At 35.3% G+C, this 13,410-nt stretch carries 11 protein-coding genes and 2 pseudogenes; 5 read left to right on the forward strand and 8 right to left on the reverse strand.

Annotated elements, in window-relative coordinates; all coding sequences use genetic code 11:
• Nucleotides 1–141 precede the first annotated feature (141 nt).
• Nucleotides 142–918, reverse strand: a complete 777-nt coding sequence (locus AZF04_RS14465; protein WP_061949342.1) for a class I SAM-dependent methyltransferase — start codon at nucleotides 916–918, stop codon at nucleotides 142–144.
• Nucleotides 919–1,210: 292 nt separating this feature from the next.
• Between AZF04_RS14465 and AZF04_RS14470 the strand changes: the two genes are divergently transcribed.
• Together AZF04_RS14470 and AZF04_RS14475 are read left to right on the forward strand one after the other, a co-directional pair.
• Nucleotides 1,211–2,065 (forward strand): polysaccharide deacetylase family protein, encoded by an 855-nt coding sequence (locus AZF04_RS14470; RefSeq protein WP_061949343.1) that lies wholly within the window; start codon nucleotides 1,211–1,213, stop codon nucleotides 2,063–2,065.
• 28 nt (nucleotides 2,066–2,093) lie between these two features.
• Nucleotides 2,094–2,804 (forward strand): N-acetylmuramoyl-L-alanine amidase family protein, encoded by a 711-nt coding sequence (locus AZF04_RS14475; RefSeq protein ID WP_082795369.1) that lies wholly within the window; start codon nucleotides 2,094–2,096, stop codon nucleotides 2,802–2,804.
• A 42-nt stretch (nucleotides 2,805–2,846) separates the two neighbouring features.
• On the opposite strand, the gene AZF04_RS14480 is transcribed toward AZF04_RS14475, so the two are convergent.
• The 7 genes and pseudogenes from AZF04_RS14480 to hxlA form a co-directional block, all read right to left on the reverse strand.
• On the reverse strand, nucleotides 2,847–4,799 hold the full coding sequence (locus AZF04_RS14480; RefSeq protein WP_061949344.1) for a sensor histidine kinase: 1,953 nt from the start codon (nucleotides 4,797–4,799) through the stop codon (nucleotides 2,847–2,849).
• Nucleotides 4,796–5,053 (reverse strand): annotated as a pseudogene (locus AZF04_RS22080) (winged helix-turn-helix domain-containing protein); the annotation flags it as partial. The pseudogene AZF04_RS22080 and the gene AZF04_RS14480, both read right to left, overlap by 4 nt.
• A gap of 68 nt (nucleotides 5,054–5,121) precedes the next feature.
• Nucleotides 5,122–5,476: pseudogene (locus AZF04_RS22085) on the reverse strand (response regulator); the annotation flags it as partial.
• Between the two features lie 135 nt (nucleotides 5,477–5,611).
• Entirely contained in the window at nucleotides 5,612–7,642 is a 2,031-nt protein-coding gene (locus AZF04_RS14490; protein WP_153017268.1) for a bifunctional metallophosphatase/5'-nucleotidase, read from the reverse strand.
• A 178-nt stretch (nucleotides 7,643–7,820) separates the two neighbouring features.
• On the reverse strand, nucleotides 7,821–8,411 hold the full coding sequence (locus AZF04_RS14495) for an NDxxF motif lipoprotein (protein ID WP_061949346.1): 591 nt from the start codon (nucleotides 8,409–8,411) through the stop codon (nucleotides 7,821–7,823).
• A 243-nt stretch (nucleotides 8,412–8,654) separates the two neighbouring features.
• Nucleotides 8,655–9,215, reverse strand: coding sequence for a 6-phospho-3-hexuloisomerase (hxlB, locus tag AZF04_RS14500; protein ID WP_061949347.1), 561 nt, complete (start codon nucleotides 9,213–9,215; stop codon nucleotides 8,655–8,657).
• A 3-nt stretch (nucleotides 9,216–9,218) separates the two neighbouring features.
• On the reverse strand, nucleotides 9,219–9,851 hold the full coding sequence (gene hxlA / locus AZF04_RS14505; protein WP_061949348.1) for a 3-hexulose-6-phosphate synthase: 633 nt from the start codon (nucleotides 9,849–9,851) through the stop codon (nucleotides 9,219–9,221).
• 163 nt (nucleotides 9,852–10,014) lie between these two features.
• Here hxlA and AZF04_RS14510 point away from each other — a divergent pair, with 163 nt between their 5' ends.
• The 3 genes from AZF04_RS14510 to gnd all read left to right on the forward strand — a co-directional run bounded on the left by AZF04_RS14510 (nucleotide 10,015) and on the right by gnd (nucleotide 12,909).
• Nucleotides 10,015–10,356: a winged helix-turn-helix transcriptional regulator gene (locus AZF04_RS14510; protein ID WP_061949349.1), complete on the forward strand. Its 342-nt coding sequence runs from the start codon at nucleotides 10,015–10,017 to the stop codon at nucleotides 10,354–10,356.
• Nucleotides 10,357–10,552: 196 nt separating this feature from the next.
• The gene (zwf, locus tag AZF04_RS14515) at nucleotides 10,553–11,977 is read left to right on the forward strand and encodes a glucose-6-phosphate dehydrogenase (protein WP_061949350.1); all 1,425 of its coding nucleotides are present in this window, start codon (nucleotides 10,553–10,555) and stop codon (nucleotides 11,975–11,977) included.
• Nucleotides 11,978–12,003: 26 nt separating this feature from the next.
• Nucleotides 12,004–12,909 (forward strand): phosphogluconate dehydrogenase (NAD(+)-dependent, decarboxylating), encoded by a 906-nt coding sequence (gene gnd, locus AZF04_RS14520; RefSeq protein WP_061949351.1) that lies wholly within the window; start codon nucleotides 12,004–12,006, stop codon nucleotides 12,907–12,909.
• Nucleotides 12,910–13,410: the final 501 nt, after the last annotated feature.

Genomic DNA, 13,410 nt, shown 5'->3' on the forward strand with positions numbered 1-13,410 from the left:
CACTTATAATACGAATTACGAAAGGAAAATCGTGCAATTCGTCTAAAAAAAAGAGAAAGTGCTTACCTCTTTCAAGGTAAGATCTCTCTCTAAGGATATATTGTACATCGTGCATTGTAATCTTCTTTAGCAATTGAAGTTTTATTTTCTTGCCACATACAACGTCCATCTATCTTTTTCAATGATTTTATCCATATTAGGCAATGACTCGTCTATATAATCCATTAATTGGGCAAGTTCCATGTCAGAAAGCTCGTGAAGTATACTTCTGCCCTTTCTCTTTTTTATATCCTCCAAAAGAGCTTGTTTTTCTTCGTAAACCTTTCTCGTTTCCCATATTTTTAATTCTGATATCACAGTAAATCCTGATTCAGAAAAACTTTTATGAATATCTTTGCTTGTAAACCTCCGTTTGCTCTCTAGCTGCTTTAGCCTTGGAAAACAATCAAAAAAATACCCTCGAATATGTTGATGCGAGCCTTTTACAAAACAGTCCTCTGGTGTTCGATCTTGGATAATCAAGTATCCATCTTGTTTTAATATTCTATGTGCTTCTGCAAAAGCTGGATTAAGTTGATCTAGATGATGAATGAGTGCTCTTTGTAGAACGAGTTCACAACTACTTATTGGTAATGTCGTATTTTTTGCCGTACCAAAACGAAAGGAGATCGTATCATCAGGTTGACAGGTTTCTTTTGCACCTTCCAAATTAGACTTCGAAAAATCTATACCTATCGTTTTTTTAACTCCAATATCAGAAAGAGCTTTACAATAAATCCCACCACCACAGCCAACATCAACAGCGGTTTTCACCATTTTTTCACCGAGAATTCCACTTACGGTTTTTTTCCATTCTGCGTCAACATTTCTAGTTGTATAACTATACTTATGTTCGTTGCTATGAAAATTGATACTCATCCTTCCCCCTCCTCTATACCTATCATTTTATGTCTTAACCAATTAGTTAGTCTAATACAGAAAGGTGATAGCAGAGGATAACAAAGGCTTATATAGATTGTATAATTTTTCAATTTTTAGCAACTACATTCATATGTTTATGAATCCTTATTCCTTATACATTCTTATTTTTTATCGATTTTCCTCATTTCGTAAATCTTTAGCCCAACTATACCTCTTCTTCATTTTATCTTTATTTTGTTTCGATACTCTTTACATGTACAAAATTTTAAATGGAATTGAGGAAGAAGGAATGAAAAAACACTACCAGATTCTAATCCTTTTCTGTTTGATCCTAATGTCCGGATGTCAGCAGAATCATTATGAAAAGGAAATAAGCGAAGAGACCTTACTTTCACAATCAATAACCCTTGATGAAAATAAGGAGAAGGAAGAGCTTACTCATACTGAAGAGAAAATTGAAAATGAAGCAACTAGCGAAGATACAGAAGAATTAATAGATATTGATACTGAGGACAATGTCGTCTATTTAACCTTTGATGACGGACCTAATTTAGCCACTTCTACTATATTAGAAGTTTTACAGGAATATGATGCAGAAGCGACCTTTTTTTTGATGGAGCCTTTAATGAGGGAATACCCACAGCTTGTACAAAACATCTTAGACGAAAACCATGCCATAGGATTACACGGAGTTACTCATAACAAAGATAAATTTTATGAATCCGAACAATCAGCTTTAAATGAAATGCTTCAAGGACAGGAGACATTAAAGGATCTTACAGGTGTTCACACAAACTTAATCCGTACTCCATATGGAAGCATTCCTTATTTAACAGAATCTTATCGAGAATTATTTCAGGAGAACAACTTTAAAATTTGGGATTGGAATGTAGATAGTAGTGATTGGTCATTAACTGGTCAGCAATATGTAGACTCTGTCATTAACCAAATAGAAAAGCTTGATCAGGCAAATATCACACCTATCATTTTATTACATGATACAGCTGAAACCGCCGAGCACCTTCCAACTCTTTTAACCTATTTAAAAAATAATCATTTTACAATGAAGAAACTAACGGACCAATTAAAACCTTATCAATTCAGCTGCCATGAGCGCTGTTATCGATTAAACTCTGGACAGTAAAAAAGTAAATTTTCAAAGGATGAGCGCGATGAAAAAACGTTGGTATATCATCATTTCGACAATCATACTATTAATCTCTTTAATCCCCATTTATAAATGGTATAATGGATCTCTTTTTGAAAACATACCAGACGTTAACATGGAATGGACCAATGAACAAATAAGTGAAAGAACTTTTGAGGAAGAGCATATTGAATATAAGTATAAAGTAGTGATTGATCCTGGTCATGGTGGCTCTGATCCTGGAGCTATAGGATTTAGTGGATCATATGAAAAAGATTTTACATTAAGTTTATCAACCAAAGTGTTTAAATTATTAACAGAAAAATATCAAATAGGCGCTACTATGACAAGAGAAGGGGATCAGCATCTTTCATCGAAAACAAAAGATAGACCGAATATCGCTAATCATTTAGAAGCTGATTTATTTATTTCGATACATGCTAATATTTTTGAAGATTCAACCGTAACAGGTACAGAGACTTTTTATTATGATGAAGATTCGAAATCACTTGCTGATATTATTCATAAACATGTCATAGAGGCAACAGGGTATCATGATAGAGGTGTTAAAGTTGGGAATTTCTTTGTTCTAAAAGATACTGAGATGCCGGCAGCCTTATTAGAATTAGGTTATTTAACAAACCAAGAACAGGAAGAGGACATGCTTTCAGAATCATTTCAAAATCGAGTTGCACTAGCTATCGTAGAAGGAATTATCGAGTATTTAGAGCAATAAAGAGTTCGATTAAGAAAATCGAACTCTTTTTTCTTTTAACTATTAGCTTTTTTTATTATGGACTTGTAAATAAAAATAAAACCTAACTCCAGTCTTTGTATTTTCGACTCCATATTGACTATGATGAAGCTCGAGAATATTTCTTGATATCGCCAAACCTAAGCCAGTTTCATTTTGCGATCTTTCTCGTGATAAATCCCCCCGGTAAAAACGGTCCCAAACTTTTTTGAGCTGCTCATCTTTAATAGAATCTCCTGTATTTTCTACGCTCACCTTTACTAAAGGACCTTCAGCACTCGTTGAAATGGTTATTTTCCCCTTGTTATCTGTGTGACGGATAGCGTTTGTTAAGAAGTTAGTAAGTACTTGCTCAATACGATATTCATTAGCCATTACTTCTAAAGTGAGTAATTCTTTGCCTAGCTGTATTTCCTTTTGATTCATTTCGTAATTAAGAGAGGCAGATATTCTCTCAATTAATTCATTGATAAAGAATGGCTCCATTTCCATTTGATAGGTGCCCGACTCGTACTTAGCTAAATCAAGCATATCTATAATTAAACGATTCATTTTTTCAACCTCTTGTTCTAAAGCCTGAAAATAATAGTCTTTTTTATGCTTAGCTACATCATCCTTTAAAATTGAAATTGTACTTTTCATAATACTTAAAGGTGTTTTAAGTTCATGAGAAACACCGGAAATAAATTCTTTTCGAGTATTCTCTAGCTGTTTTTCCTTTTCAATATCATCCTGAAGCTGATTAATATGCTTATGCAGCGTATTAGAAAGGACATTTATATTTTTCGACAACGTCCCTAACTCATCCTTTGATTTAACCTCCACTCGCTCTGTGAAATCCAAATGAGCAATTTTCTTCGTCGTCTCATTTAACTTTATTAATGGAGTGGTAATGATTTTTGAATAGTAAAAAGAAGCTATGATTACAAGCAGCATCACTAAGATAATTAAATATACATAATAATCTTGTACAATTTGCATCGCTTCATCAACAGGCTGCAATGACGTCATTGCTAATAAATATAACGGCTCATCATTTACAGTTATTGATTTTGATATTAATTTATACTGAATATCATTATGATTAAAATCGCTAATTTGCACCTCAGATTCATTGCCTATCAAATAGCCTTCTTCTATGAGCGATGCTTGGAATTCCTTCATTTTATTTAAAAATAACGTATTGTTCATAATAGAGACATCATTTTGATTAGGAATGTGTACATTTACAACCATCCCCTCCTTAAAAATAATATCTCCATCTTTAGAGTCAACTTCTCTCTCTCTTCTTTCAATTGGTAGTACTTCATCCTCCATCGATTCTGTTGGTACAAATTCATCTTCATATAAGAGATAATGATCATACTCGTACTGTTCACTTAAGAATTCATCCATAAAATTTTTCAGATAATCATTCTCCCAGTAAGATAAATTTTCTCGAGCGTCAAAATACTTTAACTCCGTAGAATAAAGCTTCGCTAGCTGAATCGCTTCAATAGTTCCAGAATAACCTATCAAAGATGGTAGGAAAGTTTTGTTGTAATTTATACCAAATAGTTCAATACCATCATATTCTTGAAAGTTAAAGTCTTCCGATAGTGCATCCTCAAGTGAAATTAAGTAGTGTAAAGGAATGTTTATCGCAAGACTTTCATCTACCGTTTCTGACCATTCGTACAGTATATCAATAGAAAAATCTTCGGCATTTTTTGGATTTCCAATTCCATCTAAAGTCGTAATCCAAGTGCTATGTTTTTGATAAAAATCCTCTTCCAGCTTTCTCTGTGCATCCTTATCTGGGTTAGCTCTTTTATAATCCTCACCGTATTGGTGAAAAGCAGTTTGTATTTCCTCCATTTTTTGATACACATAATAGTGTTTAAAAATAACAGCATGTCCAATAAAAACCGTTGCGAGAATAAATATACAAAGTAAGGTTGTTAAAGTAAATAATTTTATGACAATTCGACTTCTCATGATAAATCCTCAAATTTATAGCCTTGGCGAACCATGGTCTTAATCATCCCCGCCTTCTCCCCTAATTTAGAGCGTAAATTACGTATATGTGTATTAATCGTTCGATCATCTCCTATATATTCGTGACCCCATATCTTAATAATCAATTGTTCTCTTGTAATAACAATGCCGATATTTTGAACGAGATAAGACAATATTTCAAATTCCGTGTTCGTCAGTTTAACAATGGTATCTTCTACCTTCACCTCTCTAGCTGCAAAATCGATGCTTAATCCATTCATTGATACTAGCTGTTCATGTCCAGCACCTTTTTGATTATAATTTTGTAATAATCGCTTGGCACGAGCTAATAATATTGGTGGACTGTAAGGCTTAGTTACATAATCATCTGCTCCTAACTCAAAGCCTAATAATGTATCCTCCTCATCAGAACGAGCGGTCAACATAATAATTGGAACAGCTCCATGTTTCCTTATTCTCCTACAAACAGACCAGCCATCTAACTTCGGTAACATAATATCTAATATAATTAAATCAACTTTATGCTCATCAAATAATTCAAGAGCTCGCTTTCCATCCTTTGCTTCTAGAACATTAAAATTCTCATTTAGAAAATAGTCTACGAGCACTTCTCTTAGTATTTGTTCATCTTCTACTATTAGAATAGTTTCTTTCATAAAAAGGCTCCTCAATTTACTTTATTTGCAGTATAACAAGAAAATGTAAAGATTATGTCAAGATTAGAAGAATGAACAAAAAAACACCAACGACAACCTATAAATGGTGTCGCTGATGCTCTGTCATTGTTTCGTTTAAGCTTCTGCTTTTTCATGCTTATAATGTACGATAATCACAATCGCTAAGCCTATAATGAGTAAAAGAGCTCCAAGGGCAAAAGCTGTAAAATTTTGCGTGGCTGTGCTCGGCAGAAGTTGGTCTGATTCAGTTCCTTTATCATGATCCTGATTGTCTGAATGGTTTTGGTCGTTAGTATGGTTTCCTCCACCACTATTATTCGAACCACTGTCTCCACCATCGGTAGAATCATCGTTCGTGATATCCTCTAAATCTTCATCATCATCTTCCACTGGATTCGGATTTGGATTCGGCTCTGGTTCTGGTTCTGGTTCTGGTTCTGGTGTTGGCTCTGGTTTTTCTTCATCAATTACTCCCATTGTGTCAACGATTCTTCCTTCAAGAACCGGATTAACCACTCCGTTTAAATAAGTTGGAGCTACCAGATAATCTAAAAGCTGCTGCCAATCGATCTGACCAAGATCTCTTACTCTTCCTTCTTCATAGGCTCTTGCGAAGACATCAAATCCATCTCCGCCTTTTGCAGTAAAATTATTGGTCGTAATTAAGTAGGTTTGAGTATCTTGAATTTCTTCGTAAACACCATCATTATCTACTAAAGCTGAAACAATACGGGAGCCTGGCTCCTTCGTACTATCGTAAGTAAATGTCATCCCTGCTACATGAAGAAAAGCACCACTTTCTTCAGGAGCTAAACGAACACTGTGTTCAAGAGCTTCTCTAATTTCCGCACCAGAAAGCTCTACAACGGTCGGGTCGTTACCAAATGGTAAAACTGCAATAATATCACCAACCCTAATCGGCCCTTCTTCAATTGCAGCACGAATTCCTCCACCGTTTTGCATCGCTATTTGTACCTCTGGAACCTGCTCTTTTGCTTTAGCAAGCATAGCATCAGTAATTAAGTTTCCTAATTCGGTTTCGTTTGCTCGGACACTCACTTCACTATCACTAAGGCGTGGGTTGTTTAATCTTTTCTGAGCAATTGCTCCTGTTTCCTGATTAGCTAAAGCTTCGATTTCTTCTTTAAAGGGCTGTAAAATCGTTTGCGCTTCTTGATTTGGCTCTCTTTCATTTGTATCTAAAAGCTGACCGCTATATTCTTTAATAATGCCATCACCGTCAAATGACACCTGTAAATCACCTAAAAAGTTCCCATATTGATACGCTTGTACGATTAAAGTCGGGTCCTTTTCATTACCCTGTAAATCTCTTTCAATCATTACGGGCTCAGATAATCTTGTGTGAGAGTGTCCACCAACAATAACATCAATCTCGTCGACCTGCTGAGCAAGCAATATATCATTACCTACCTGAGGATTACTATCAAAGCCAAGATGTGTTACCGCTATAATTTTGTTAACACCAAGCTCTTTAAAAGAATCTACTGCTCGTTGTGCTTCTTCAATATAATCAGAAAAGGTTACGTTAACTGGACTAGCAATATCAGCCGTTTCTTCTGTTGTTAATCCAAAAATACCAACCTGCTCTCCATCAATCTCTTGAATGATTCCGTCGTAAGCTTGTCCAGCTTCTGGTGCAGCAGTAAAGGTTTTTTGTGCCTTACTACTCATAAAAGCATCTCTTGAAAAATCAATGTTTGTTCCTAGAAAAGGAAAATTAGCACCTTCAACAAACTTAGCTAAAGATTGTTGACCGTTTTCTGAAGAACCTAAATCAAATTCATGATTACCAAAAACCATGGCATCAATATTCATCAAGTTCATTAGAGCGAGGTCAGCCTGTCCCTTAAATTGATTAAAATAAAGAGTTCCCGAAAAAACATCTCCACCATGTAATAATAGAGAATCAGGCCTTTCGTTACGCACCTCTTGTATGGTTGATATTAAACTTGGAAGCTGTTCAACATGTGCATGAGTATCGTTCATATGTAATATGGTTAAAGTAAAATCTTCACTTTCTTTCTCTGCTGCATAACTATTTAATGGAACCAAAAAACTTATTAAAATGAGTAAACCTAACAAATAGGTTATAAAAACTGAATTGAAGTCATTAGTTATTTTCATTAAATGATTACCTCCATTTATCAATTTTTTGTTATCGGCTTCATTCTAAATGAATTTCTTTAACGTAATATTAAGCTATTGTGAAGATATAGTGGGTATTATCAGATTATATAATAGGAAGCCCTATGATAATAGGCAATTAATTAGCTCCCTCATACTGAAATCAAATTTGTCATGGCTACTCGAAAACATTCGTTTGGATTTCTTTCTCCTTTAGAAAGTCCTCGATTTTTTGCTGTTCGCGACCATTTAATATTTCGGGAACATTAGCTAACGACTCAAGTTGCTCAATCGTCATCTCACCATCTGATAACTCATTAAATACTTGGTCTAATTGAATAAGATATTGATTATGAGCAGTTATATAGTGACTGATATGCTCTGTTTCTTCTGCAAAATCTTCAGGTAAAGTATTTTTGGATATAAAATCAGAGAAATTATGATCATTCTGTTCTAATAGAGCATTAATTTTTTCAAGCTTTTCAAGCTCACTTGTATCTAGACTATGCTCTATATCTAAGAAATTTTCAAAGTGAATTCGTAATTCATATAAGTTCGCACTACTATCTAAATAGGTTTGTAGACTTTGCTTCATTTCCTCTTCACTAATAGAAGCATCGGTTTTTTCAGATTGGAAAACCGTATCAGGAATGGTTATTTCCGCTAAATCCACCACCTCATTCGTAGTGTTCTCTTCAGGTTGTGACCCTTGTTGATAGCAGCCAGCTAAAATAAAAATAGCGATTAAGCCCATATACCATTTTCTCATGCTATCTCCCCCTACTCTGTCATCATCATCTATATAATTATTCCTTTTTACCTTTTATGGATTATACTGGATAGCATTATTTTTTCATACCCCTAAATGCAAAGACGCCGCTTATTTAGTAGTTATTACATAAATGATTCGTTTTGCAGGTAGGTATATAGAAGGAGCATGTATAAAAAATAACCACCTTCACTAAAGACTACATAGAAAGTAGAGCTTTGAAGGTGGTTTTGTTCCATTTTTTTATTCTAAATTAGCATGCTTACCATACATTTGCTTTGTGTTCAGCTCTCTCTTCTCCATAAAGCGCAAAATCACTGCATCATAAAAAAGAAGGGAGGTTTGCTCAAAAAGAGAGCCCATTGGTTGAATGGTTTCATATTGGTTACCTTCTTCTCTGTCTTTAGGTGCTCCTGGTAGAATAACCTTCAAATCCGCAAGCTTTCCAATCGTTGAATCCGGAGAAAGAGTTACTGCAGCCACTGTACCGCCAAGGCTCTTCGCTTTTTCAACAATTGGAATTAAGGTTTTCGTCTCTCCTGAGCCTGTCCCGACAATCAATAAATCATTTTCTTCAAGGTTTGCTGTTACCGTTTCTCCGACTGCATAAGCATCAATACCCATATGCATCATGCGCATCACAAATGATTTCCCCATGAATCCAGAACGCCCCGCCCCAGCTACAAAGACTTTTTTCGCTGCTAAAATAGCTTCAACTAGATGGTTCGCTTCATCCTCGGAGATACTGTGCACAGTACCATGCAATTCCTGAATAATCGTCTCAAGATATTGAGTTGTGTTCATTTATTAGCCTTTGTTGATAAGGGCTTTAATTTCTTGTGCAGCTGTTTTCTTATCGTCTTTAGATGTAATTCCTCCACCAACAATTACTAGGTCTGGTTGAGCCTTGATTACTTCTGGAAGTGTTTCAAGCTTGATACCACCTGCGATAGCCGTTTTAGCATTTTTAACAACCGATTTAATTTTTCTTAAGTCCTCGAAAGAATCCTTACCTTCTGCTTGAAGGTCATAACCAGTGTGTACGCAGATGTAGTCTGCTCCTAGCTGGTCAAGCTCTTTTGCACGCGTTTCAATATCTTTTACTGCAATCATATCTACTAAAATTTCTTTACCTTCTTTTTTAGCGGCTTCGACCGCACCACGAATGGAGCTATCTTCAGCAGCACCAAGAATCGTTACGATATCTGCTCCAGCAGCTGAAGCTTGTTGCACTTCATAACCAGCAGCATCCATAATTTTCACATCTGCTAATACTGTTAGATTTGGATAAGCTTTTTTCACTGCACGAACCGCTTCGTGACCTAAGCTATTAATGATAGGTGTTCCTATTTCGACAATATCAATGGAATCTTGAACTTCAGAGACAAGCTCAATCGCTTCCGGTATATTTACAAGATCTAACGCTAATTGTAATTTCATTTGAAAAACTCCTTTATAATCAATTAACAGCTAGCGATACTTTACTAACTGTCTGGATGCAATTATACTAAGTACATTATCATTATGGAAGTACGCACATTTTCCACATATAGTGTAAAAAAGTATACTATGGAGTGCACAATCAAGAAAAGGATGGTTTGATATGCCTAATTTTAAAGACCGAACGTTTAACTGTGAAAAAGAGCTAACATTATCTGTTATCGGTGGGAAGTGGAAGATGCTGATACTTTGGCATTTAGGCAAGGAAGGTACGAAACGGTTTGGTGAATTAAAAGCACTCATGCCAGGTATTACGCAGAGAATGCTCGTCAATCAACTACGAGAATTAGAGGATCATCATATATTACATCGCGAAGTATATCCCGTCGTTCCTCCAAAGGTCGAATACTCTTTAACAGAGCATGGAGAAAATTTATTGCCCATTCTTGATGCTATGTATGAGTGGGGCAAGGATTATATTAAAAATGTTTTAGAGACGGAATAGAACAAAAAGAGTTCATCTACAAAGAGTTATATCTTAGTAGGTGGACTCTTTTTTTATAGTTACTTAAAAAGAAGTTAGTATACATCTAGGCACTATATGCAAAAAAAGTGCGTACTTACTAGAAATGTATATAGGGACTATACTATGTTGGCAGCAGAAAGTAAGTAGATTTTCTAGAAAAAGGATGAGTTTGTTAATGGAGAACATGTCATTTATCTTGTTTGGAGCAACAGGTGATTTAGCTAGAAGAAAAATTTTCCCAGCTCTTTTTAATCTATACAGAAATCAAAAGCTACCAAAAGCTTTTTCTATTATCGGAATTGGCAAAGAGGAACTGTCTAATAAGCAATTTCAAGAATTGGTGATCGATTCCCTTTATGAATATTCAAGGCACTCTGTTAATGATAAAGCTCAGAAAGCGGAGTTTGTAAAAAGTATTACCTATATAAGCTTAGATATAACAAAAGAAACGAGCTATCAAAAATTACTTACATTAGTAAAAAAGGTTGAACGTGAGCATAACCTTCAAGAAAATCGAATCTTTTACTTATCCGTATCTCCGAAGCTTTTTAATGTGATTACCACAAACATTAAGAAGAGTAATTTAAGCAATACTAGTGGATGGAAGAGAGTGATAATCGAAAAGCCTTTCGGTAACGACTTGAAAACGGCTCAGCAGTTAAATGATATCGTTCAAAATGCTTTTCAAGAGGATGAAATCTTTAGAATCGATCATTACTTAGGAAAACCAATGGTCAAAAATTTACTAACGTTTGTTTCAGCCAACCCTATGCTACAACCTCTTTGGAATAAACATATGATCGCAAATATCCAAATTACCGCTAATGAAGAAGTCGGCGTAGGCTCAAGAGCTTCTTATTATGAGCAAGCTGGTGCCGTGAGAGATATGTTTCAAAATCATATGCTTCAACTGATCATGATGACTGCAGTCACTATGTTAGATGAGAGAAACGCTATAAAACTAAGAGCCGAAAAAGTTCAATTAATGGAAACTATTCGAGTAGAGAATCAGCATGATGTGGTTCGTGGTCAGTATACAAAAGCTCCCTGTATTAAAGGCTATAAAGATGAATTGGGGGTTGATTCAAGTTCAAATATTGAAACGTTTTTCGCTGCCTCACTCTTTATTGAAAATCCATTATGGGAGGGAGTTCCTTTTTTCGTTCGTACAGGAAAAAGATTAAATAAAAAAGAGACGAAGATCGTCATAGAATTCAAAAACGTATTAAATAATCATGAAAAAAAGACTAATTCAAAACCAAATTTATTAACCATTCATATAAACCCTGATTACGGGATATCGCTTCAGCTAAATAGCAAAAATCCGATAACTGGTGAACTAGAAACGATTACAATGAATTTTTCATCTAATGATAAAGACATCCCAGAGGCTTATGAATATTTATTAGCTGATGCCATTCAGGGTGATTTATCCTATTTTACACATTGGGATGAAGTCGAGTTAGCATGGAAATCGGTTCAACCGATTATAGAGAACTTCCATACGAATAAGATACCCCTTAATTTTTATCAAGCTGGCTCTAACGGACCAAAAGAAGCTGATGACTTAGTAAATAAACATGGATATAAATGGTGGTAAATTTACTTAAAAAAGGAGAAATGAACATGAATATAGGATTAATAGGTCTAGGGAAAATGGGCATGAATCTTGGTAAAAACTTGATTGACCAAAACTATACAATAACAGCAACTGATGTAAATAAAGAGGCAATACAACAGCTAAAAAGCTACGGAGCTAAAGAAGCGCTGACGATAAAAGACTTAGTGAAATCATTATCTGCACCAAGGGTCATATGGCTAATGGTTCCACATTCCGTTGTTGATTCCATTTTAACTGAGCTACGCCCTTTATTGAGTAAAGGAGATATTTTAATAGAAGCTGGAAACTCTCATTATAAAGAATCGATTCGTCGATATAGTGAGCTAAAAGAGCAAGGAATTCATTTTATGGATGTTGGAACCTCTGGAGGAATGAGTGGAGCTAGAAATGGAGCATGCTACATGGTTGGAGGAGATCCAATCGCTTGGCAAATGGTCGAGCCTATTTTTAAAGATACATCCGTTGAAAATGGATATTTATATGCTGGAAAAGCTGGTAGCGGCCACTTTTTAAAAATGGTCCATAATGGCATTGAATATGGGATGATGGCAGCTATCGGCGAAGGGTTTGAAATTCTAGAAAAAAGTGAGTTTGATTTTTCATATGAAAAAGTGGCAGGAGTTTGGAATCACGGCTCTGTCATTCGTTCATGGTTAATGGAGCTAACAGAAAAAGCCTTTCAAGCTGATGAACATTTGGAAGAAATCCAAGGAATCATGCATTCTTCGGGTGAGGGTAAATGGACCGTGGAAACAGCACTTGAGTTACAAACGGCTACACCTGTCATCGCCATGTCTTTACTTATGCGCTATCGCTCCTTAAATCAAGATACATTCTCAGGAAAGGTCGTTGCCGCACTAAGAAATGAATTTGGAGGACATAGAGTAGAAAAAGCGAACCATAGCCTATAAAAGCCTTTTTAACCTGATGCATATTACTATTTCATTATAACTTCAATTAAGGACCTTCAATTTATTTCAATAAAATAAACTTTGATAAGAAGCTCTTTAAAGCAAAACTTATTTTGGTATGTAATGGTAGCAAACATGAAAACAAACTAAGAATCCTCCATCTTGAAAGAGGGTTCTTTTGAATGAGTAAATTCCCTCTGCAAGAGTAAGATAGCGGTCTCAAGGCACGGAGACTCCAGTGGGAAGTAGTGGCAATGCCGAACCAAACACGAAGTGTCTTGAGGGAGCGAACATCTGAGTACTTTACAACTATTAATTCCTTAATCTAGTGTCTAGTCTCGTCCTTTTCAAAGATCATTATATTAGAATCATAATAACAAAGAATATTGTTACAGTAAGGTTTTCAATATATGCAATAATAAAAGGAAAAAAATGTTTTAAAAAAAGGATAAAAAAACATTTGACGTCGCTTACATATGATGATAAATTAAAGTCATCAAT

The organism is Alkalihalobacillus trypoxylicola (genome assembly GCF_001590785.1).
GTDB classification, from domain to species: Bacteria; Bacillota; Bacilli; order Bacillales; family Bacillaceae_D; genus Alkalihalobacillus; species Alkalihalobacillus trypoxylicola.